The organism is Aeromonas sp. 2MA4, assembly GCF_029237305.1.
GTDB lineage: Bacteria > Pseudomonadota > Gammaproteobacteria > Enterobacterales > Aeromonadaceae > Aeromonas > Aeromonas salmonicida.
In genome coordinates, this window is record NZ_JAACFY010000003.1 from 234,895 (window position 1) to 257,368 (window position 22,474).

A 22,474-nucleotide genomic window follows, 5' to 3' on the forward strand; every position below is an offset into this window, starting at 1 on the left:
TGCAAAGGGAGCCGAATCGGCTCCCTTTCTTTATGGTGTGATCGCTGGATTTACTCGCGGACTTATTTTTCGCTCACAATGGCCTTGGCGGCCATCACCATGGCGGTGCCGTGCTTGCCACCGGCTGCGGTGACTTGCGGCACGCCATCTTCGTCGGTGTCGCCACCGGCCCCTTCGATGACGTTTTCACCGGAGTCGCCGATCCACTCGGCCATCTGCATGCCGCCGTTGACTGTGCCACGGAACCAGCCCACATAGCGCTGGGTCAGCTGTGTCAGCTCCAGCTCGGGGGCCTTTTCCGTGCCTTCGTTGCGCAGGTTCAGCATGGCAGCACGCAGGGCGCCAGAGATGGCGGCCTGGGTCCAGGGAGTGTATTCACCCTGCTTGCCCGCAAGCCAGGTGCCTGCCTTGGTATTGAAGTACGCCTTGTCGGTCGCGATGAACAGCTCGCGTGCTGCATTGCGGTACTTGGCATCGGAGGTGGCCAGGAAGGCCGCGGTCAGCCCGCGCACGGCGGCAAATTGCGCATCCACAGATTGACCCGCATCCGGCTTGCCACCCAGGGTCAGGCCGTCATACACCAGGCCGTTCTTGCCCATCAACTGGCCGAGAATGAAATCAGCCTGTTGACGAATGAGCACCAGCGCCTGCTGGCCTTGTGCGGTTTTCAGATCCAGCTCGCCGTTGTCACCGGCGGCATAACCGACCGGCAGAGCATCCTGCGCCCGCTGGAAAATCTGCAAGGCGACCAGGGCGTAAGCGGCGTCGAAAGTGGTGACGTGCTTGCCCTGTTTGCCGGCCTGCCAGCTGTCGACCAGGGTACCGGCCTTGGGCTCGAAGTGCAGGGCGTTGAGGTTCTTGAACACCATGCCGGAGAGGTTCAGCGCCAGGGAGAAGGCATCTTCCCCTACCACCAGCTTGGCGGCATCGCTGCCCTTGTTGGCGGCAGGGGCAGCGGCGAACGGGGCACCGTCAAACACGGCGTGGAAGGCCGGGTTCTGGTTGGTGTTGGCCGTGCGTTGATCGCTGAAGGCGTAGAATTCGGAGAGCGGCCACAGCATCATCCAGGCATCGCGCAGCTGGGCTGAGCTATCCACCACCTCCAGCTTGCCGATGGCGCCCACCTCATTCTTGCTGGTTTCGGTCACTTTCACCTGATGGGGGAAGTAGACGATACCCTTGGACGGATCGTATTGCGGTGTGATGTTGGCACCCAGCTGTTTGCCATCGAAGCCGAGCTGGCCCTGCATGATGGCCAGCTTGTCGATGGACTGCTCGGTCAGCATCATGCCGTTGAAGCCGTCGGCGGCAGAGACGCCGAGCTTGTGCTTGCCGTCCTGATCCATGGTGGCGGACGCGGCTTCCACCTCTTCATCGCTCTCGGCCACGTGCATGCCGCCGAGGAAATCCTGGGACCACATCACTTCCTTGAGCAGTATGCCGCCCACGGCTGCCGGGTTCAGCAGGTTGTCGGCACCGCTCCAGCGCAGGGTGGCGTAGTCACGAAAATAGGCGGGCACCTGGGTCTTGACGGTTTTCTCGGTGCCCTTGGCGGTCTTGATGGTGACCTGATCGCCGTTGACCGGGGTGGTGTTTACCGCCTGGGCAAACTCCGGATTGGCGGAAGCATAGGGCAGGGAGAGGGGATACATGCCCTGTGGCACTTCATCGGCCGGGAAGCCGACAGCCTCTGCCATGGCCAGCACCCGCTTGCCAAGGTCGGCCAGGGTGCCGCCGCGGGCCAGGTTTTGCGGACCGTTCACCAGATGGGGGCCCATGCCGGACTGATAGTTCAGCGCGTACATGGCCTCTTCGGAATATTCATAGGATTCGATGCCGGCGGCGAAGTCGAACGGGGTCGGCTCATCGGCGCGGTTGGCATCCAGCACATCCAGATCCAGTCCCAGCGCTTCGGCCAGCGGCTCGCCGGAGAGCTCGAATTCGGTATAGGCCAGCATGTTGGCGGCTGTGTTGAATGTCTTGTCTTCCACCTTGACGGCAGCCTGTGCGGCGCCACTGAGCAGTGCGCAGGCGATCGCCTGTACCAGTACGGTTTTTCTCATGTCCCTTCTCACCATATGTTTGATTTTATTATGACGCTTCTCATGAATCTAAATGAGAATGGTGTGCATTATGAGACAAAGGGGGGAGCTTGAGAAGAAAAAACCGCGCCCCGGGGGTTGAAGAGAAGAGGGGCGCGGCCAGAGGGTCACAGCAGCTTGAAAGGGATGACCAGTCGACCCGGTTCTACCTTGAGTGCTTCTATCTTGTCTTTGATCCTGGCTTCGTTTTTGCGACTGCCATCCAGACGGTAGACGGGGGTCTGGGAGAAGAACAGGGAGAGGGACTGGTTGAAGGTGGAGAGCAGGGGAGTGAGGGCGGCGCCCACGTCGGCTGGCTCCGTCTTGACCGAGACGAGCTCCAGATCGCGCAGATAGATGGCACCCTGCTCGGCCACATAGTCGGGGCGGGCGCTGAGGGAGAAGCGGATCTTCATCTGCTGGCTGCCAAGGGGGCTGCTGACCTGCAGATCACCGGCAGCATCCAGCTCGATCCGATCGGCGCGGCTGCGGCCGATGCGGCTCTGCATCTCGTCGAGACGAACCTTGCTCGACATGATGCCGGGGATCCCCAGCTGTTTCTCGAAGGCGACCCTCTCTTTGAGGTATTGGTTGATTTCGCTTTCGCTGACGTTGTACTGGGTGAGCGAACAGGCTGCCAGCAGCAGGCTGAGGGGAAGCAGAAGCAGGTGCTTTAACATCGACAGTTCCGTGAGTTGAGATACATGACCAAAAAGATGGCGCCATCTTAGGGGGAAACGCCCCTGGCTGCCAGCATGAGCACCTAGCCCCCGTTTTTGTCGCAGCCTCATATGGGGTGTGAGCTGCATGTTCATACGAGTAACTGCGGGTGTAATGACAAGGCAGCCCGCGGCTGGCGCGGCCCACCCAATATCCACAGATAAGTTCCCGTTTTAACGATATAAAAATCCCATTGACCGGGTGATTTCAAAGCGAGTATTTTACCGCCGCACAAATGCAAATTGATAATCATTATCATTTTGAATCATGTTTGAGGGTGTAACGTGGATACTCTTGTGATGGAAAATAGCGCGCCTGCCCAGGCTGCGTCCCCGCCCGATTTCTTGTTTACCTCAGGTCAGGGCACGATCAGTGCCTACGACCTGGGCCAGCCTATCACCACCCCCGCCTGTGAATGGCCCTTGCTGGAGCGACAGATAGCCCGGGCGCTGGCGGCGGCCGAGGCCGCAGGGCAAGCCAATCCGCTGCTGATCGGTGCCTTCGCCTTCGATCCGGCCGAAGCCTCCTGCCTCTATGTGCCTGGCCGTTATGAGCGGGGCGTACGCATGGCCTCCGAGCCGATGACGTTTGCAGCCAAAGCCGCCCTGGCCAGCGCACCTGCGAGCAACCAGGTCATTTCGGTACAGAGCACACCGGCGGCGGCCGAGTTCATAGCCTCGGTCAGCTCGGCGCTGGATGCGTTTGCACAAGGTCGTCTCTCCAAGGTGGTGCTGTCGCGCAAGCTATCGCTCACGCTGCACAAGCCAGCCGATCCCGAGCAGGTGCTGGCCCGCCTGATGAGCCAGAACCCCCATGCCTTCCACTTCTCCCTGCCGCTCGGGCAAGATCGCCGTCTGCTTGGGGCCAGCCCCGAACTGCTGCTGCGGGTCAGCGGGGGAGAGGTTTTCACTCACCCGCTGGCGGGCTCTGCCAAGCGTGGTAACGAGCCAGAACAGGACAAACGGGTGGCCCGGGATCTGCTGGCTTCCCGCAAGGATCAGCATGAACACCGTCTGGTGATCGACGAGATCCGCCGGGTGCTGACACCGCACTGTCGCGAGCTGGCCATTCCCGCCAATCCCACCCTGATGAGCACGGATACCCTCTGGCATCTGGGCACGCCCATCGCCGGCCAGCTGCATCCGGGTCAGGCTTCTGTGCTCTCCCTGGCCTGTCAGCTGCATCCGACCCCGGCCCTGTGCGGCTATCCCACAGAGCTGGCGCGCCAGTTCATCCTCGAGCAGGAGCCCTTCAGGCGTGCCCTGTTCAGCGGCATCGTCGGCTGGTGCGACAGCCAGGGCAATGGAGAGTGGGCCGTGGTGATCCGCTGCGGCGTGCTCGATGGTCATCAGGTAGAGCTGTTTGCCGGCGCCGGCATAGTGGCAGGCTCGGATCCTGCCATGGAGTGGGCCGAGACCGGCACCAAGCTGGGCACCATGCTCAAGGCTCTTGGTCTGGATCTGGAGGTGGCGCAATGACTCAGGCCAACCGCTTCCTGCCCTATACCCGCTGGCCCGAAGCCTTGGCAGAGCAGTACCGCGCCAAGGGCTATTGGCGCGGCGAGCCGCTGACCGCCATGCTGGATCGCCAGTGCGAAGTGGCGCCGGATGCCACCGCTATCCTCTGCGGCGAACGCATTTTTAGTTATCGCGAGCTGGACGCCGCCTCGAGCCGACTGGCCGGGCGATTGGCCCGCCATGGTCTGGGGGTCGGGGACACAGCCCTGGTGCAACTGCCCAATGTGGCCGAATTCTATCTGGTCTTCTTTGCCCTGCTCAAAGCAGGCATAGCGCCGGTCAACGCCCTCTTTAGCCACAACCGGCTGGAGCTCATCTCTTACGCCGAGCAGATCACCCCCCGCCTCTTTATCGGCTCGCTCGCCCATGCGCTGTTTGCCAATGGGGCGCGCCACAGTGACCTGCTGCGAGGCATAGGCGCCGAGCTGGTGCTGCTCGATGGTGAGAGCGGGGAGCTGGGGCTGACTCATTGGCTGAGTGATCTGGCCAAGAGCGAGGGATTGGCCGTCCCCGCCTATGGCCCGAGTCCTGCGGACGAGGTGGCCTTCTTCCAGCTCTCCGGCGGCAGCACCGGCACCCCCAAGCTGATCCCGCGCACCCATGACGACTACTACTACAGCGTGCGCCGCAGCAATGAAATCTGTGGACTCGGCCCCCATACCCGTTATCTATGCGCCCTGCCGGCTCCCCATAACTTCCCCTTGAGCTCCCCAGGTGCCCTCGGTGTGTTCGAGGCGGGCGGCGCCGTGGTGCTGGCGCCGGATCCCGGCCCCATGAGCTGTTTTCCGCTGGTGGCCCGCCACAAGGTCAACTTGACCTCCTTGGTGCCACCGGCCGTCTCTCTCTGGTTGCAGGCGGCTGAATCTGACCCGTCAGTGTGCAGTCAGCTCGTGAGCCTCGACTTGCTGCAAGTGGGCGGCGCCAAGCTTGCCGAAGCGGTGGCGCGCAAGATCACCCCGCTGCTCGGCTGCCGGCTGCAACAGGTGTTCGGTATGGCGGAGGGGCTGGTCAACTACACCCGGCTCTCTGACCCCGACGAGAAGATCATTCACACCCAGGGCCGCCCCATGAGCCCGGATGACGAGGTGCGCATTCTGGACGAAGCGGGCAACCCGGTCGCCCCGGGCCAGCCCGGCGCTCTGCACACTCGTGGTCCCTACACCTTCCGCGGTTACTACAAGAGCCAGGCCCACAACGCCCGTGTGTTCGATGCCGATGGCTTCTACTGCTCCGGCGATCTGGTGGTGCAGGATGCCGATGGCTACCTCACTGTGGTGGGGCGGCAGAAGGATCAGATCAACCGGGGCGGCGAGAAAATAGCGGCGGAAGAGGTGGAGAACCAGCTGCTGCACCACCCGGCCATCACCCAGGCGGCCCTGGTCTCCATGCCCGACAGCGCCATGGGGGAGAAGAGCTGCGCCTTCATCGTCAGCACGGATCCCGGGTTGAAGCCGCTGGCCTTGCGCAAGTTTCTGCGTGAGCGCGGCGTGGCGGATTTCAAGCTGCCCGACCGTTTCGAAACTCTGGATGCCCTGCCCATGACGGCGGTGGGCAAGATTGACAAGCAGGGGCTGCGAGCGCGCATCGCGCAAGTCATCGCCGCCAGCCAACCCCTGACAACAGCTTAAAACTAAAAAGGAATCATGACGTTATGGCTATCCCAACCCTGAACAACTACGCCATGCCCAGCCAGTGGAAGGCCAACAAGGTCAACTGGACCCTGGATCCCAAGCGCGCCGCCCTGCTGATCCACGACATGCAGGAGTACTTCACCGCGTTTTATGGCGAGAACAGCCCGCTGATCCAGGCCCTCACCGAGCGGCTCGCCGCGGTGCGCAAACAGTGCAAGGCCCTCGGCATCCCGGTCTTCTACACGGCCCAGCCCAAGGATCAATCCCCCGAAGATCGCGCCCTGCTCAACGACATGTGGGGCCCGGGTCTGAACAAGAGTCCAGAGCTGCAACAGGTGGTGGCAGGGCTGCGCCCGGAGCGTGACGACACAGTGCTGGTCAAGTGGCGCTACAGCGCCTTCCAGCGCTCCGAACTCGAACAGATGCTCAAAGACCTGGGGCGGGATCAGCTCATCATAGGCGGCATCTACGGCCATATCGGCTGCATGATGACCGCCTGTGACGCCTTCATGCGCGACATCCAGCCCTTCTTCCTGGCAGACGGGATAGCGGACTTCTCCCTGGCCGATCACCAGATGGCGCTCGACTATGTGGCGACCCGCTGCGGCAAGGTGATCCCCTGCGAGGAGGTGCTGGCACTTGCCCCGGCTTCCACTTTCGCCGTCCAGACTAATCCGTTGCTGACGTATGAGGGACTCAAAGCGCGGCTGTTGAGCCATATCGATGAAGACGAAGGGGAGTTTGACCCGGACGAGAACCTCATCGACTACGGCCTGGATTCGGTGCGGATCATGGCCCTGCTCACCGAGTGGCGCGCCGCCGGGGTGGAGCTTGGCTTCGTGGATCTCGCCAAGCTGCCGACCCTCAACGGCTGGTGGCGCCTCATCGAGGCCAAGCTGGCAGCACAGGCGCTGGAGGTGACCCCATGAGCCGCTTCCCTCTGACCATACCCCAACAGGGGCTCTGGTCCGGTCATCTACTCAATGATGACAAGGCCATGTTCAACACCGCCGAGTGTATCTCCTTCGATGGCAAGGTCGACGTGGCCGTGCTGGTGGCTGCCCTCACCCGGGCTGTGGGTGAGTGCGAGGCGCTCAAGGGCCACTTCGAAGACGATGGGGAGGCGGTCTGCTTCGTCTCGGACGAGGCGCCACTCGCCTATGACGAGGTGAACCTTGAAAGCGATGATGAGGTCGTCGCCCGCGCCTGGGCATGGGCCGATCTGCGCCGCCCGTTCGAGTTGACCCAAGAGGCGCCCAGCCGTTTCGCCCTGCTGCGCGGCCCTGGCCGCGATTATCTCTACAGCTGCGTGCACCACATCGCCCTCGACGGCTTTGGCACCACCTTGCTGTTCCAGCGCATCGCCGAGCTGTATGCAGAGGGGCTGGCCGGTGAGATGGACTCCCCATCGCCCTTCGGCTCGTTGGCGGAGGTGCTGGCCGAAGAGGCGAGCCGCGAGCTAAGCGGCAAGAACGCCGCCGCTTGCGCCTTCTGGCAGGAGCAGCTGCAAGGCTGGCCCGAGGTGAAATCCTTTGGCGAGATCCGCGCCCCCATCGCCGCCGAATTTATCCGCGAGAGCCGTCCGCTGCCGGCGGCGCTGTGGCAATCCCTGACCGGCTTTGCCGACGAGCACAAGCTGGGCTGGCCCGATCTGCTGCTGGCCGGCCTCTCTGCCCAGCTGTCGCTGTCGAGCGGCCAGGATAAGACCCTGCTCGGCCTGATGATGATGAACCGCATCGGCTCGGCATCGTTGACCGTGCCCTGCATGCAGATGAATATCACCCCGCTGGCGCTGACACTGGGTGAAGAACTGGATCTGGCAGGTGCCGCCGGCGCCGTGGCCAAGGCCAAGCGCGGGGTGCGGAAACACCAGCACTACCGTTACGAGCTGTTGCGCCGCGACCTTGGCCTGGTGGGGGGCGACAAGCGCCTGTTCGGCCCGCTGGTCAACATCATGCCGTTCGATCACGCTCGCCGCTTCGGGCCGCTATCTGCCCATATTCTCAACATCAGCGCCGGCCCGGTGGAGGATCTCACCATCGAGGTGCAGGTCGGCGTCGATGGCCAGCCCAGACTGGATCTGGACGCCAACCCCGGCTGTTACCAGCAGGGGGAGCTGGCGGCCATCGCCGATACCCTGTTTGCCCTGCTGGGCCGCTGGCTGGCCGAGCCCGCCCAGACCCTGGGGGCGCTCAAGGCCGACTGGCTGGCCGAGCAGCGGGCCCGCGCCCTGATCGCCGGCCCCGCCCATGAAGTGATCAAGGCACGGCCGGTGCTGGAGGCGCTCTGCCACTTCGCCGCCCAGACCCCGGACAAGATTGCCTTGATTCAGAGCACGGCGCAGGGAGAGGCCCGCTTCAGCTACGAGGCGCTGCTGGCCCGCTGCGAACAGATGGCGGCCGCCCTGCAGGCCGCAGGCGTCGTCCCCGGCGACAAGGTAGGGGTCATGCTGGCCCGCACCCCCCAGGCCATCTTCGCCCAGCTGGCGGTGTTGCTGGCGGGCGCCGTCTACGTGCCGCTCGACCCCGAGCAGCCGCTGGAGCGCCAGGGTCATATTCTGCGGCTGGGGGAGGTCAAGACCCTGATCACCCAGGCCGAGTACCGCCACAAGCTGGCCAGCCTGTTTGAGGGGCGCACGCTCCTGGCGGGGGATCTGGTGAGCGATAACCGCTTGAACCAACCGGCTGCCGGCCGCGCCGTCGCCTACCTGATGTTCACCTCGGGCTCGACCGGCCTGCCCAAGGGGGTGGCAGTGAGCCACGGCGCGCTGGATCACTTCGCCGCCGCCGCCCGCAGCCGTTATCACCTGGATGAAGAGGCGCGGATGCTGCAATTCGCCCCCTTCAACTTCGATGCCAGCATCGAGGAGGTGTTCGCCACCCTGAGCGCCGGCGCCACCCTGGTGCTGCGCACCGACGCCCTGCTCGAATCCATGCCCGCCTTTGCGGCCGGGGTGGAGCAGATGGGGATCACCCACCTCGACCTGCCCACCGCGTTCTGGAATGAGTGGGTGGTGGCGCTGACGGCGGGTCAGGCCCACATTCCTGCCGGGCTTACCACCGTCATCATCGGCGGCGAGGCGGTCTATCCCGAGCAGCTGGCCCAGTGGCAGCGTCAGGGCCGCTCCGATGTGCGCCTCTTCAACACCTACGGCCCCACCGAAACGACCGTGGTGGTGACCACTCAGGAGCTGCAGCAGGAAGATCTGAGCCAGGTCCAGCTACCCATCGGCCTGCCGCTGCCCGGCATGCAGGCGCTCATTCTGGGGGCGGGGGAGCAACCCGCCAACGAGGGGGAGCTGGTGCTGCTCGGCCCGCAGCTGGCCAATGGCTATGTGGGGGGCGTGCAAGGGAGCTTTGGCACCCTGCGGGTTGGCGCGGAGCTGATGCCCGTCTATCGCACCGGCGATCGGGTGCGCCTGGTGGCCGGCCGGCTGGTCTACCTCGGCCGGCGCGACAACGAATTCAAGATAAGCGGCTATCGGATCCAGCCCGGCGAAGTGGAGGCCCAGCTGCTGGCCCTGCCGGGGGTGGACGAGGCCTGCGTGCAGGGGGTGAGCATCGGCAGCGTGCGCCGGCTGGTGGCCTTCGTGGCGGGGCCGGAGTGCGACAGCCGGGTCATCAAGGCGCAGTTGGCCAAGGTGCTGCCTGCCGCCATGATCCCCACTGACTATCGCCACTATGACCAGCTGCCCCGCACCGGCTCCAACAAGCTGGATCGCAAGGCCCTGCTGGCTCAGTACCAGTCCACGGATGAGGCACTGACCCTCGGCAGTGAAACCGAGAACCGGGTCGGCGCCATCTGGCAGCAGATCCTGGGGCTGGCCACCATGGCGCCAGCGGACAACTTCTTCGAGCTGGGGGGCCAGTCCCTGCAGACCATACAGATAGTGAACCGGCTCGGCGCCGAGTTCGGGGTGCAGGTCAAGGTCTCCGACGTGTTCGACCACCCCCGTCTGGACGACTTCTGCCGCTTCCTCGACGGCAAGCTGACCGAGGATGAAGAGAGCGTGGAGATGGTGTGGTGATGAGCAAGGAGCAACAAGCGATGGCCTTTGATTTCAGTGGCAAGCGGGTCTGGGTGACCGGAGCTGGCCGTGGCATAGGGCGCGAGGTGGCCGAACAGTTCGTGGCCGCCGGCGCCGCCGTGGTGGGGCTGGATCTGGCGTTCCCCGAGGCAGACTACCCCTATGCCACCCGGCTGCTCGACATCGGTGATGCGGCGGTGGTGAACGCCTGCTGCGCAGCGCTGCTGGCGGACGGCGGGCTGGATGTGCTGGTCAACGGGGCCGGGGTCTTGCGCCTCGGGCCCACCGAAAACTTGAGCGACCAGGATTGGCACGACTGCATGACGGTCAACGCCACGGGGGTCTTCTATCTGCTGCGTGCCCTGGTGCCCCACTTCAAGACGCAGCGGCGCGGCGCCATCGTCACCATAGGCTCCAACGCCGCCCATGTGCCGCGCATGCAGATGGCGGCCTACTGCGCGTCCAAGGCGGCGGTCACCAGCCTGACCCAGACGGTGGGGCTGGAGCTGGCCCCCTTCGGTGTGCGGGTCAACCTGGTGTCGCCGGGCTCGACGGATACCCCCATGTTGCGCGGCATGCTGCCGGACGAGGGGGCCATGGCCCGCACCATTGCCGGGCTGCCGGATCAGTTCAAGCTCGGTATTCCCCTGCGCAAAATCGCCACCCCGGCGGAGATCGCCAATACAGTGTTCTTCCTGGCCTCGGACTTGGCCAGCCATATCACGCTGCAGGATCTGGTCGTCGACGGCGGCGCCACCCTGAGCGCCTGAGGTAAGTCATGAACAATATGATAACGCTGTTAAAACAGCTGGAACGCCAAGGTGTCAGGCTGGCCCTCAACGAGAAAGGGCAGCTGATTTCCCAGTCGAGCAAGGAGGCACTGACCCCCGCCATCGGCGCCCAAATCAAGGCGCACAAGGATGAGCTGGTGCGCTGCCTGGCTGCTCGCGCCGCCTTCGAGGCCCCCATTGTCGCTCAAGGTGTTCAGAGCGGGCCGCTCTCCTCCTCCCAGAGCGGGCTCTGGTTTATCGAGCAGTACGAGGAGGCCTCCCATCTCTACAATATGCCGGTTTACTTTCGAGTGATCGGCGAGCTGGATACCCGAGCTCTGGAATTTGCCTTCGACCACCTGTTTGCCCGCCACCCCAGCATGCGAACCCGTTTCGTCAAGGACGAGGCGGGCAGGGGGGCCCAGGAGATACTGCCCCACGTGCCCTTCAAGCTGCATATTGAGGACGTGAGTGAGCAGCCCGCAGCCGAGCGCGAGGCCTATGTGGCCAGACGAGTACGTGAGGAGATAGGGAAGCCCTTCTCGTTGACTCAAGGGGACCTCAGCCGGGTGCACCTTATCCGGTTGGGGTCTCATGAACATGTGCTGCTTATTACCCAGCACCACATCGTCTCCGACGGCTGGTCGGTCAAGAACATGTTTGCCGACTTGAAGCGTGCCTTCCTGGCCCATCAGAACCGGGAGCCCTTGAGCGTGCCCGAGTTGCCGCTCACCTACCTCGACTATGCCCACTGGTTCAACTCGCCGCGCTTTCTGGATTACCACGCCGAGTTCAAGCCGTTCTGGGTCGACAGGCTCGGTGGCAGCCCCGAGGTGCACGGTCTGCCGCTGGACAAGCCCCGCCCGGCCCATCAGGCCAGCGGCGGCGAGCTGGTATTCTCCACCATAGACAATGCCCTGTGGGAGAGCTTCAAGCGGCTGTGCCAGCGCCACAACACCTCCAACTTCATCGGCCTGCACGCTCTGTTTGCCCTGCTGATGGTGCGCCAGAGTGGCGAGAAGGAGGTGGTGATCGGCACGCCGCTCGCCTACCGCGAGCGTCACGAGATAGAGTCCCTGGTGGGCTTCTTCGTCAATACCCTGGTGCTGCGCACCCGGCTCGACGGTCGCCCCAGCTTTGTCGACTATCTGCAGCAGTGCCGGGAGGAGGATCTGGCGGCCTTCGATCACCAGCTCTACCGCTTCGAGGCACTGGCCGAGGCCATAGGCGCCGATCGCACCACCGCCATCAACCCCATCTTCCAGATCATGCTGGTCTATCAGGCCAAGGTGGATTTCAATGATCTCATCCCCGGCTGTCAGCTGGTGGAGGAGACCTCGCCGGTGCTGCCTGCCAAGACCGACATCTCGGTCAAGGTGACCGAGTTGATGGATTCCGCCAGGGTGGACTGGCTGTTTGCCACCGCATTGTTCGAGCGAGAGACCATCCAGGCTTACGCCGATCGTCTGCTGCACCTGATGCGCGCCGTGGTGGCGGCTCCCGAGACCGACATCTGGCAACTGCCGCTGGAGGCGGGCACAGACCAGGCAGCGCTGGCCGCCGAGCTTGCCAGCCTGCCCCTGGATTACCCCAGCCGCGACACCCTGCTCTGCCACATCGAGCGCCGCGCAGCGGAGTTTCCCGATGCGTTTGCGGTGAGTGATGGCGAAGGCGCCCTGAGTTACGGCGAGCTGGAGGCGCGCGCCAACCGGCTGGCCCACTGGCTGCTGGCCAGCGGCGTGACCCCGGGGAGTGCCATCGGCATCCAGGCCAAACGGGATGTGGCCTTCGTGGTTGCTCTGCTCGCCTGCTGGAAGGCGGGGGCGGCCTATGTGCCGCTTGACCCCGCCTATCCCGCCGAGCGGCTGGCCCATATCCTGAGCGACGCCAGCATTGCGCTGGTGCTGGGGGGAGAGCCGGATGTCCAGCTCGCCGAGGCCATCAAGGGCACAGATGCCGGTTACCACAACCTGCATCGGCTGGCGCTGGATGGGCTGCCAACCAGCACTCCCGCCATCCCCCGGGACGCAGCCATGCTGGCCCAGATCATCTACACCTCCGGCAGTACCGGCCTGCCCAAGGGGGTCATGGTGGAGCAGGGCAGCCTGGTCAACCTGATGGTGGATCACGGCGCGCGCATCGTCCTTGATCAGGATGGCGCCATGTTCAACTGCATGTCTCTGTCGTTCGATGCAGGCAACATGACCACCCTGCTGCCGCTCTACTGCGGCGCTGCCCTGCACTTTGGCGAGCCGGGTGAGGGGGCCATCACGGCCGCGATCAACTGTGGCGCCAGCCATATGATCCTGCCCACCGCCCTGCTGGCGAACCTGTTGCCACCGGCGGATCTCGGTTCCCTCAAGGCTATCGGTTTCGGCGGTGAAGCCTGCCCGAGCAGCCTGGTGGAACGCTGGGGGGAGCGGGTTGCGCTTTACAACATGTACGGCCCGACCGAGTGCACAGTCACGGCGCTCTGCGCGCGGCTGGTGCCGGGTCAGCCCATCACCATAGGCCAGCCTATAAGCAATTTAAAAGCGCTGATCCTGGACGAAGGGGGCAACCTCTGCCCCGTGGGGGTGCCCGGCGAGCTCTGCCTGAGTGGTCTTGGCCTTGCCCGTGGCTACCTCAATCTGCCTGAGCGAACCCAAGAGGCTTTTATCGAGCTGGCTCTCGACGGTCGTACCCATCGCCTCTACCGCACCGGCGATCGGGCGCTCAAGCGCCGCGACGGCAAGGTCCAATATCTGGGCCGGATTGATGAGCAGATCAAGCTGCGCGGCTATCGCATCGAGCCCGGCGAGATAGAGACGCAAGTCGCCGCGCTCTGCCCGGCCATCCGCCAGATCAAGGTAGTGGTGCAGGACGGCCGCCTGCTGGCGTACGCCTGCCTGCATGAGGGGGCGAGTGAGCCGGACGGCGAGGCCCTGCTGCAACGGGCCGGCGAATGCCTGCCCGAATACATGGTGCCGGTACGACTCTGCTGGCTGCCCGAGATGCCGCTTACCCCCAACGGCAAGCTGGACCTGCGCCGCCTGCCCGCCATTGATTGGCAGCAGAGCAAGAGTGAGCCACAAAGCGAGCTGGAGCAGACTGTGCTTTCCATCTGGCAGGGGGTGCTCAAGCAGCCCCTCGGAGTGGAGGATGACTTCTTCCGCTTAGGCGGCGATTCCATCCTCAGCATCCAGCTCACCACAAGGCTGCGGGATGCGGGGCTGCACTGCAGCGTCAAGGACGTGTTCGAGGCCAAGACGGTGCGCCGCCTCTGCCGCCAGCTCGGCCAGCAGCAGGCGGTCAGCCACCAGACCGAACAGGGCAACCTGGTCGGCGACTTCCCGCTCCATCCCATCCAGCACTGGTTCTTCGAGCAGGGCTTCGCCAAGCCAGGCCACTGGAACCAGGGGGTAATACTGCGCCTGCCCGCCGGGATCGATGATGACACCCTGGCCGGCTGGCTGACCACACTGCGCCAGCACCACGACGCCCTGCGTCTGGCGGTGACCACGACCGGCCAGCGCTATCTGGCCGAGCTGGCGCTGCCGCCCTTGCCGACCCTGGATGCAGGGGCACTCGGCGGGGCTGAACTGCAGGCCCGCCTGACCGAGCTGCAGGGGGATCTCGATCCTGCCAGCGGCCACACCCTGGCCTGGGCCCGCCTGCGCAACCTGGCCATCGAAGGTGAGATCGATCCAGTGGAGGGGCTTTTCCTCGCCTTCCACCATCTGGTCATCGATGCCGTCTCCTGGCGCATTCTGGCCGAGGATCTGGCCCGGGTGAGCAGGGGCGAGCCCCTGCCCGCCAAGGGCAGCAGCTATCGCCAGTGGGGCGAAGGGCTGGCCGCCTACGCCCTGCGCGAAGAGGATCAGCTGGCGTTCTGGCTGGCCCAGGGGGAGGGCAACCAGCGAGGACTGCTGGAAGCACAGCGCGCCGAAGATGGCCGCGCCGCCGCCAGCCTGCTGCAACTGGACAAGGAGACCACGGCCCGCTTGATCGACCCGGCCAATCAGGCCTTCTTCACCCGGGTACCCGACTTGTTGCTGGCCGCCCTGACCCGCACCCTGAGCGAGCTGGGTTATGGCACACGTCACTGTGTGATGCTGGAAGGGCACGGCCGCGAGGCCATCGATGCTGAACTCGATGTGAGCCGCACCCTGGGCTGGTTCACCAGCACCTATCCGCTGGCGCTGACCGATGAGCCAGAGTGGGATGCGCTGGTGTGCGCCACCAAGGAGCGGCTGCGGGCCGTACCGGACAAGGGGGTAGGCTTCAACGCCCTTCGTCTGCACCATCCCCGTGGTTGGGAGCTGCCCGAAGCCCTCATCGTCTTCAACTACTTGGGGGTCAGCCATCAGGCATCACGAGCGCAAGGCGCCGCAGGTCAGCCCTGGCAGCCCCTGCCCATGGCACCGGGGTCGCCCTCCTCACCGGACAACCTGCCGCGAGAGCTTGTCAGCCTGCACGGGGGCGTCTATGACGGCTGTCTCACCCTGCGCCAGGTCGGCGCCCTCAACCAGCAAGGGAGCGATGCCCTGATGGTGAGATTGGCGGCCAACCTGCGTGCCCTGGTGGATCACTGCTGTGAAGTGAGCGCCCCGCGCCACACCCCGAGCGACTTCCCGGGGCTTGGCCTTTCGCAAGCGGCGCTCGACCAGGTGCTGAGCGGGCGCGAGGTGGAGACACTGCTGCCCATGACGTCCTTGCAGCAGAGCATGCTCTATCACAGGGCGCTGGCGCCTCGTGACACGGCTTATCACCTGCAGACCGAGATTGAGTACCGCCAGCCACTGGACCTGGCCGTCTACCGACAGGCCTGGCAGGCGCAGATCGCCCGCTGGCCGGCCCTGCGCAGCGAGCTGGTGCTGGCGGATGGGGTGGCGCTGCAGCGCATCCTGCGCCATGCCGAGCTGCCATTCCACTATCAGGATCTGGTGGGGGATGAGCAGGCCGAGGCGCGCATCGCGGCCTATCGCCAGCAGGATTTGGCCCGCCCGATCCCGCTTGATCAGGCTCCCTTGTTGCGGGTCGCCTGCTTCAAACTGGCGCCCGATCACCACAAGATCATCTTCAGCGCCCACCATGGCGTGCTGGATGGCTGGAGCGGCCCCGTATTGCTGGGCTCCCTGCATCGCTGCTACCAAGCCCTGATGAACGGCCTGCTGCCGCAAGCCGAAGCGGATGGGGCCTGGCTCGAATTTGGCCGCCATATCGCGAGCCAAACCCGCGCCAGCGAGGCCTACTGGCAGGGGCGCGCCGAACTGCTGGCCCGACCCAATGATCTCTCCCGCCTGTTCGGGGTGGCGCTGGAGCCGCAGCTGACGCAGCACAGGCCTGCTGTGTGCGGCCAAACCCTGGCGCCACACGTGTCGGCTCAACTGGAAGCCCGCGCCCGCGAGCTGGGGGTGAGTACGGGCTTGCTGGCCCAATACGCCTGGCATCGCCTGTTGGCCCGCCGCTGTGGCGACGACATCACCTTGGTTGGCAACGTGACGCCGGGCCGGGATTTCCCCATCGAGGGGATCACCCAGAGCGTCGGCCTCTATATCAACAGCCTGCCGCTTATCCTGGATTGGCGCACCGAGGCGACTCTGGCCGAGCATATCGCCCGGCTGCAGTCGGATTTGATGGCACTCAACGAGCACGGTACCCAGTCGCTCGCCGCGCTGACGCAAGGCAGGGCGCGCCTGTTCCAGAGCCTGTTCGTGTTCGAGAACTACCCTGTGCCGGCGCTGCCAGAGGAGCCAGAACCCCATCAGCTGGTGCCGCGCTTTGGCGCCGTGGTGGAGAAGGTGGAACTGCCGCTCTCCCTGGTGGTGAACGCCTGCAGCGGCCAGTTCAATCTGCGCCTCGAGTTCGACGGGGATCTGATCCCCATGGCGCAGGCGGAAGCCGTGCTGGCCACCTGGCTGACCGAGCTCGGCTGGCTGGCGGGGGCGCACCTTGCGCTGCCGGCCAGACCCAATGAGATGAGCCTGCCTGCCCCCGTGGCCGCGCGCGTCGCGGCGCCAGTCGCTGGGCCCTGTCCGCCCGCGGCTCGTCCGCTGGTGGCCCTGTGGGAGCGCCAGTGCGGCGTGCCCGGCGTCTGGCAACAGACCCTGTGTGAACTCGGGGTGGATTCGGTGCAGCAGCTCGCCCTGCTGGCGGCTCTCAATACCGCCTTTGCCGGCGAGCGTGCGCCGCTCACCCTGCGGGATCTCAAGGCCCATTCATCCCCCAGCCGGCTCTATCAGCACTGGTTGGTGCGGCTGCCCGAGGAGGTGCTATGACGGCCCTGACCAAGATTGACCAGGCTCCCGTCAAACCGAAAGCCAATCGGGAGTTGAGCCTTCCGCAAGGGGGGCTGGCAACAGAGCAGACCCTGGGCTCGCGTCTGGCCGATTGCCTCGCCGCCACGCCGCTGGCCCCCGCCATCGGCATGGGCGGGGTTGGTGTGAATGAGCGCGGCATGAGTGAGCAAGGCACGGGCGAGGCCGGTCCCGGCGCCTGGCTCAACTATGGCGAGCTCAGCCTGCGGGTCGGTCAGATCGCCGCCCGCCTGCAGGGGCTGGCGGTGGGAGAGCGGGTCGGCCTCTACTTGGAGAGAGGCCCGGATCTGGTGGCCTGCCTGCTCGCCTGCCTGCGCCTCGGCCTCACCTTTGTGCCGCTCGATCCGGATTTTCCGGTGGAGCGGCTGCAGGGTATCGCCCGTCAGGCCTGGCTCTCGGCGGTGATCTGTGATGGGCATGGCGATGTGCCCGCGTTTGGCTGTCCGCTGCGCTCCCTCGCCGGCCTCGGTCACGCAGGGGCTACGACCGTGCAGTGGCCCAATGTGGACGATGCGCTGACGGCCTACATGATGTTCACCTCGGGCTCCACCGGCGAGCCCAAGGGGGTGGTTATCAGCCGGCGGGCCCTGATCTGCTTCCTCGACGGGATCCGCGAGCGGCTCGGGCTATCACCTAACAGCCATTGGCTCTTTATCACCACCCCGGCCTTTGACATCTCCTTGCTAGAGATGCTGGGCCCGCTTTGGGGCGGCGGCCGCTTGACGGTGGCCGGCGGTGAGCACAACAAGGACCCCCTGGGAATGATGGCGCTGCTCGAGGCGGATCCTTCCATCAACTTCCTGCAGGCCACCCCGGCCTGCTGGCGCATGCTGCTCAAAGCAGGCTGGCAGGGGCGCGAGCGTCTCACCGCCCTGTGTGGCGGCGAGGCGCTGGACTCGGGATTGGCCGAGCAGCTTTGCAGTCGTACCCAGCGGCTGTGGAACTGCTACGGGCCGACCGAGGCCACCGTCTGGTCGCTGGTGAGCGAGGTGCGCTGGCCACCGGCGGATGGGCAGATCACCATCAGCCACAGCCTGCCCGGCTATCGCCACTGGGTGCTGGACGAAGCAGGGTTGCCGGTACCTGAGGGGGAGTGCGGGGAGCTCTGCATCGAGAGCCCTGCCCTGTGTGAAGGCTACTGGCGCAAGCCAGGGCTGACGGCGGCGGCCTTCCTGCGGGTCGATGCCCATCGGCTCTATCGTACTGGCGATCGGGTGCGACGACTGGGGGCGGATCGCTTCCTCTATCTGGGGCGGCGGGACGATCAGGTCAAGCTGCGCGGTTTTCGCATCGAGCTGGGGGAGGTGGAGGCGGGCCTTCGCCGCCAAGCCGGGGTGCAGGAGGCGGCGGTGCGCCTCTTTGGCGAGGGGGACGAGGCCATGCTGGTGGGCTATGTGGAGGCCAAAGCCGGGGTGGTCCTCAACCGCCTCGCCCTGCGCAAGGGGTTGCAGGCCACGCTGCCGCACTACATGGTGCCGGCGCGGATCCTCCTGCTCGATGCCCTGCCCAAGACAGGCAGCGGGAAATTGGATAGAAAGGCGCTGCCGTTACCCGAGTGAGCTCTCTGTCCGAGTGCCTTGATAAACAAAGAAGCCCGCATGATGCGGGCTTCTTTTTGGCTGTCATATGAGCGCGGGCTTATTGGGTGATGGGGGCCGCGTCCGGTTTGGCGAGCAGCTGCTCGACGTCGTCGATCACCTTGAGGGCCGCCTGGGGCCCGCCGGTGGAGGTCCACAGCGAGCCGTCCACGGCGCCAAAGCGCTTGCCCTTGATGGCGTTTAGTTGCTGGAAGGCCGGGGTCTGCTCGGCCTGCTTCATGGCATCCACCGCATCGCCGCTGGCGCTCAGGGTGCCTATCACCAGCCAGTCACCGTCCAGCAGGTTGAGGGATTCGAGGCTCAGGGCCGGGGAGTGGGGGGTCTTGTCGCCGATCTGGTGGGTCGGACGGGCCAGCCCCATCTCTTCCACCACGCTGCTGGCGAAGGTGCCGCTGTGCATGTAGCTTGGGCCCTTCGGGTTCCAGCGCACTATGCTCAGGCGCTCGCCCTGATGCTTGGCAAGCTTGCTGCGTGCCTCCTGCAGACGGGCGTCATACTGGGCGAGGAAGGCCTTGCCCTCGGCATCCCGGTTCAGCACGTGGGCGCTGCGATTGAAGATCTCCTTCCAGGAATCACCCCAGTTGCCGGTGACCACTGTGGGGGCTATCTCTTGCAGCAGGGTCAGCAGCTCGGGCTTGGTCTGGCCGGTCAGGATGAGATCCGGCTCCAGATCGATCAGCCGTTCCAGATTGGGGTTGTCCAGATCGCCGACCACGGCGATATCCTTGCCGGCCTTGTTCAGCAGGTAACGGGGCAATGTGCCCTGGCCACGACCGTTGACGGTGCCGACCGGCTGCAACCCCAGGGTCAGGGCCGTATCCAGATCGATTTCGCTCAGCACCACCACCCGCTTGGGTTGGGTGGGCACGACCTGGGTCTTGCCATCGGCATCGGTCACCTGACGGGTCTCGGTGCTGGCCTGGGCCTGAAAACCGACCAGGCTGGCCAGCATGAGCGCGGCGGCCAGAGGGGAGGAGATCTTCATCGTTACATCCTTCTTGGTGAAATCAGCGAAAAACCGGGCCCCAAACGGGCGGACTTATGCTATCACATATTCAAATGATAAAAATTGTCATTTGCGTTTGTGGTGCTGAGAGGGGGTGATTTGCTACCATGACCGCTCTCGAACCAAGGGCCTTTTTGATGCCAATCGCTCCCATGGCTGCCGGATCCCGAGGCAGTTTTATCCTGCATGCCGACGGCCTGCCGCTGCCCGGTGCGGCACATATTGCGCTGCAGCGGGTCTGCTTCGATCCCGCCTCCTTCACTCCGGCCTGCTATGAGCAGGCCGAGATCCTGCTGCCCGCCAGCTTGCAGCGTGCGGCCCCCAAGCGGCTGGGGGAGTTTCTGGCCGGTCGGTTGGCGGCCCGTGAGGCTCTGCGCGGCTTTGGGCTGGGTGATCACGTGGTGGCCATAGGCTCGGCCCGCGAGCCGCGCTGGCCTGCGGGGTTTGAGGGCAGCATCAGCCACAGTCTGTTGCAGGGGCGTGGCATGGCCCTGTGTGCGGTGCGCCGAGGCCAGGCTGGTATCGGGCTGGATCTGGAAGCCTGGCTGGAGGATGAGCAGGCGTGCGAGCTCTGGCCAGGCATTGTGGATGATGAGGAGTGGGCGCGGTTGCAGCGCTGTCCGCTCGGTCCGGCCCAGGGGTTGACCCTGGTGTTCTCTGCCAAGGAGAGCCTGTTCAAGGCGCTCTACCCCAGGGTGGGGCGCTATTTTGACTTTCTCGATGCTCGCTGGCTGGCCATGACGGAGCAGACCCTCACCCTCGAACTAAAAAGCGAGCTGACCCCGGATCTGTCTGTCGGCTGGCACTGTACCCTGCACTGGCAACGCTTGCCGGGGGGCGTGCTGACCACGCTGCTGCTCTGAGCAGGCCGCTGCCGCGCCACCTGCTGACCAGCATCACGGGATCAAAAAAACCGTCATCAGACGGTTTTTTTGATCCTGAGTTCAGGCCTGCTGCTTCATGGCAAAGGCCTGCGGGCGACGGCGCGGCACTATGATGGGAGCGCCATCGCCGGGGGCGTGCAGTATGTCCACGTCGGTCTGGTAGAGGCGGTCGATGAGGGGCTTGGTCACCACCTCGCGAGCCGGGCCCATGGCCTGGATCTTGCCCTCGCCAATGGCGATCAGCTCGTCGCAGTAGCGGGCGGCGGTGGCGAGATCGTGGATGACGATGAGCACTGTCTTGCCCTCGGCGGTGATCTGGTGGATGGCCTCCATCACCTCGGTCTGGTGGCCGATATCCAGCGCGCTGGTGGGTTCATCCAGCAAGATGATGTCCGCATCCTGTGCCAGCACCATGGCCAGCCACACTCGCTGGGCCTGGCCGCCGGAGAGGGAGCTGGCGCTCTGTTGCAAGATGTCGCCAAGCTGCATCCGCTCGCAGGCCCAGCGCACCATGCGGGCATCCTCTTCACTCCACTGATTGAACCAGCCCTGATGGGGATGGCGGCCGTACTGCACCAGCTGCTCGACCTGAATGCCGGAGGGCACCAGAGGGCGCTGGGGCAGGTAGGCCAGCTCCCGGGCCAGCGCCTTCATGCCGTAACTTTCCAGCGGTTTGCCCTTGAGCAGTATCTCACCGGATTGGGGCTGCTCCTGGCCGGCCAACAGCTTGAGCAGGGTGGATTTGCCGCCGCCATTGGGGCCGACGATGCCGACCAGCTTGCCCTTGGGAATGGTGAAGGAGATGTCGTTGAAGACGGGCTTTTGCTGATAGCCGAAGTGGAGGCGATTTAGGGTGAGGGTCATCAGTCGGTTCTCTGTCTGTCTTTGATCAGAATAAACAGCAGCAGTATGCCGCCAAGAATACGGGTCATGATGCCGGTGGCGACCTCATGGGGGCTGGCCAGTACCCGTACCAGGGTGTCACTTGCCAGCAGCAGCAGGGCGCCACACAGGGCGGCAATCCACAGCGGCACTATGCGATCCCGGCTCATCCAGGAGGCGAGTATGGGGGCTGCCATGGCGATGAACACCACAGGACCGCCGATGGCGGTGCCAAGGGCTGCCACGACGATGGCCTGGGCCAGCACGCCGAGCTGCACCCGGTTGACGTTCACCCCCAGACTCTGTGCGGTGACAGGGCCCAGACGCAGCACGCCCAGGGCGCGGGAGAGATAAATGATCCAGGGGCAGACCAGCAGGATCAGGATCCCCACAGGCACCACTGTGCCGTAGCCCTGGCCGACGAAGTTGCCCATGTTCCACAGGTAGAGGCTGGTGAGGTGCACCAGCGACTGGGTGGACATGACGAACTGGCCGATGGCGTTCATCAGCTCGGAGACGCCGATACCGATCACCACGAACAGATAGCCTTGTTCCCCCGGCTTGTTGCACAGGGCGTAGAGCACTACGGCGGCAAACAGGGCGCCGAGTGGCGCGGCCCACCAGGGCCAGCTGCCCAGAGTGAGGTAGAGGGAGAAGGCGATGATGGCCAGCGACGCCCCCTCGTTGACCCCTATCATGTCCGGGGTGGCGAGGCGGTTGCGAATGAGGGTCTGCACCAGGCAGCCGGAGAGGCCCATGGCGGCGCCTGCCACCAAGACGGCGACGATACGCGGCAGCCTGATCTTGAAGACAGTCACCTCATCGAGCCGGCTCCCCTCGCCAAGCAGGGTTTGCATGACCCCCAGCATGGTGAGTTTGCTTGAGCCCAGGGTCAGCGCCAGCAGGGAGACCAACGCCAGTGTGAGCACCAAGCCCAGCGTGATAAGCCAGGCGCGGCGGTGCAGCAGCAGGGTGCGGTCACCCAGTCGCAGGCAGAGGGTGCCGGAGGGGAGTGAAGCATTCAGCGATGTGTTCATTGGATTGTTCATGAGGCAGGGT

The 22,474-nt window shown here is 64.8% G+C and carries 13 protein-coding genes; 8 read left to right on the forward strand and 5 right to left on the reverse strand.

Going from position 1 to position 22,474, the window contains the following annotated elements; all coding sequences use genetic code 11:
• Positions 1-62: 62 nt before the first annotated feature.
• Together GWQ31_RS05175 and GWQ31_RS05180 are read right to left on the reverse strand one after the other, a co-directional pair.
• Complete coding sequence (locus GWQ31_RS05175) at positions 63-2,063, reverse strand: hypothetical protein (protein WP_275908814.1); 2,001 nt, start codon at positions 2,061-2,063, stop codon at positions 63-65.
• 146 nt (positions 2,064-2,209) lie between these two features.
• Positions 2,210-2,761 (reverse strand): lipoprotein, encoded by a 552-nt coding sequence (locus GWQ31_RS05180; RefSeq protein ID WP_059168051.1) that lies wholly within the window; start codon positions 2,759-2,761, stop codon positions 2,210-2,212.
• A 324-nt stretch (positions 2,762-3,085) separates the two neighbouring features.
• On the opposite strand from GWQ31_RS05180, the gene GWQ31_RS05185 reads away from it, so the two are divergent.
• The 7 genes from GWQ31_RS05185 to GWQ31_RS05215 are packed head-to-tail and all read left to right on the forward strand — an operon-like array spanning position 3,086 to position 18,604.
• Complete coding sequence (locus GWQ31_RS05185; protein WP_275908815.1) at positions 3,086-4,279, forward strand: isochorismate synthase; 1,194 nt, start codon at positions 3,086-3,088, stop codon at positions 4,277-4,279.
• On the forward strand, positions 4,276-5,946 hold the full coding sequence (locus GWQ31_RS05190) for a (2,3-dihydroxybenzoyl)adenylate synthase (protein ID WP_275908816.1): 1,671 nt from the start codon (positions 4,276-4,278) through the stop codon (positions 5,944-5,946). The genes GWQ31_RS05185 and GWQ31_RS05190 overlap by 4 nt, the downstream gene beginning before the upstream one ends.
• 23 nt (positions 5,947-5,969) lie before the next feature.
• Positions 5,970-6,878, forward strand: a complete 909-nt coding sequence (amoB, locus tag GWQ31_RS05195; RefSeq protein WP_275908817.1) for an amonabactin biosynthesis bifunctional protein AmoB — start codon at positions 5,970-5,972, stop codon at positions 6,876-6,878.
• Positions 6,875-9,976: an amonabactin biosynthesis non-ribosomal peptide synthetase AmoF gene (gene amoF, locus GWQ31_RS05200; protein WP_275908818.1), complete on the forward strand. Its 3,102-nt coding sequence runs from the start codon at positions 6,875-6,877 to the stop codon at positions 9,974-9,976. Before amoB ends, amoF begins: the two co-directional genes overlap by 4 nt.
• Before the next feature lie 20 nt (positions 9,977-9,996).
• Positions 9,997-10,746, forward strand: a complete 750-nt coding sequence (gene dhbA / locus GWQ31_RS05205) for a 2,3-dihydro-2,3-dihydroxybenzoate dehydrogenase (protein ID WP_265461874.1) — start codon at positions 9,997-9,999, stop codon at positions 10,744-10,746.
• 8 nt (positions 10,747-10,754) lie between these two features.
• The gene (gene amoG / locus GWQ31_RS05210) at positions 10,755-17,006 is read left to right on the forward strand and encodes an amonabactin biosynthesis non-ribosomal peptide synthetase AmoG (protein ID WP_275908819.1); all 6,252 of its coding nucleotides are present in this window, start codon (positions 10,755-10,757) and stop codon (positions 17,004-17,006) included.
• Positions 17,003-18,604 carry an amino acid adenylation domain-containing protein gene (locus tag GWQ31_RS05215; RefSeq protein WP_275908820.1) on the forward strand — a complete coding sequence of 534 codons (1,602 nt, stop codon included), beginning with the start codon at positions 17,003-17,005 and terminating at the stop codon, positions 18,602-18,604. The genes amoG and GWQ31_RS05215 overlap by 4 nt, the downstream gene beginning before the upstream one ends.
• A gap of 79 nt (positions 18,605-18,683) precedes the next feature.
• Here GWQ31_RS05215 and GWQ31_RS05220 read toward each other — a convergent pair whose 3' ends face one another.
• Positions 18,684-19,628 carry an amonabactin ABC transporter substrate-binding protein gene (locus GWQ31_RS05220; RefSeq protein ID WP_065403230.1) on the reverse strand — a complete coding sequence of 315 codons (945 nt, stop codon included), beginning with the start codon at positions 19,626-19,628 and terminating at the stop codon, positions 18,684-18,686.
• A gap of 158 nt (positions 19,629-19,786) precedes the next feature.
• On the opposite strand from GWQ31_RS05220, the gene amoD reads away from it, so the two are divergent.
• Positions 19,787-20,512 (forward strand): amonabactin biosynthesis phosphopantetheinyl transferase AmoD, encoded by a 726-nt coding sequence (amoD, locus tag GWQ31_RS05225; protein WP_275908821.1) that lies wholly within the window; start codon positions 19,787-19,789, stop codon positions 20,510-20,512.
• Between the two features lie 81 nt (positions 20,513-20,593).
• Here amoD and GWQ31_RS05230 read toward each other — a convergent pair whose 3' ends face one another.
• Positions 20,594-21,397, reverse strand: coding sequence for an amonabactin ABC transporter ATP-binding protein (locus GWQ31_RS05230; protein ID WP_275908822.1), 804 nt, complete (start codon positions 21,395-21,397; stop codon positions 20,594-20,596).
• Positions 21,397-22,464: an amonabactin ABC transporter permease subunit 1 gene (locus GWQ31_RS05235; RefSeq protein ID WP_275908823.1), complete on the reverse strand. Its 1,068-nt coding sequence runs from the start codon at positions 22,462-22,464 to the stop codon at positions 21,397-21,399. The genes GWQ31_RS05230 and GWQ31_RS05235 overlap by 1 nt, the downstream gene beginning before the upstream one ends.
• Positions 22,465-22,474 lie beyond the last annotated feature (10 nt).

Bases quoted from the DNA above. Each gene is read 5' to 3' on its own strand.
- GWQ31_RS05175 (WP_275908814.1), bottom strand. From the start codon at position 2,063: ATGAGAAAAACCGTACTGGTACAGGCGATCGCCTGCGCACTGCTCAGT.
- amoB (WP_275908817.1), top strand. From the start codon at position 5,970: ATGGCTATCCCAACCCTGAACAACTACGCCATGCCCAGCCAGTGGAAG.
- GWQ31_RS05190 (WP_275908816.1), top strand. From the start codon at position 4,276: ATGACTCAGGCCAACCGCTTCCTGCCCTATACCCGCTGGCCCGAAGCC.
- GWQ31_RS05215 (WP_275908820.1), top strand. From the start codon at position 17,003: ATGACGGCCCTGACCAAGATTGACCAGGCTCCCGTCAAACCGAAAGCC.
- amoD (WP_275908821.1), top strand. From the start codon at position 19,787: ATGCCAATCGCTCCCATGGCTGCCGGATCCCGAGGCAGTTTTATCCTG.
- GWQ31_RS05235 (WP_275908823.1), bottom strand. From the start codon at position 22,464: ATGAACAATCCAATGAACACATCGCTGAATGCTTCACTCCCCTCCGGC.
- dhbA (WP_265461874.1), top strand. From the start codon at position 9,997: ATGGCCTTTGATTTCAGTGGCAAGCGGGTCTGGGTGACCGGAGCTGGC.
- amoG (WP_275908819.1), top strand. From the start codon at position 10,755: ATGAACAATATGATAACGCTGTTAAAACAGCTGGAACGCCAAGGTGTC.
- GWQ31_RS05230 (WP_275908822.1), bottom strand. From the start codon at position 21,397: ATGACCCTCACCCTAAATCGCCTCCACTTCGGCTATCAGCAAAAGCCC.
- amoF (WP_275908818.1), top strand. From the start codon at position 6,875: ATGAGCCGCTTCCCTCTGACCATACCCCAACAGGGGCTCTGGTCCGGT.
- GWQ31_RS05220 (WP_065403230.1), bottom strand. From the start codon at position 19,628: ATGAAGATCTCCTCCCCTCTGGCCGCCGCGCTCATGCTGGCCAGCCTG.
- GWQ31_RS05180 (WP_059168051.1), bottom strand. From the start codon at position 2,761: ATGTTAAAGCACCTGCTTCTGCTTCCCCTCAGCCTGCTGCTGGCAGCC.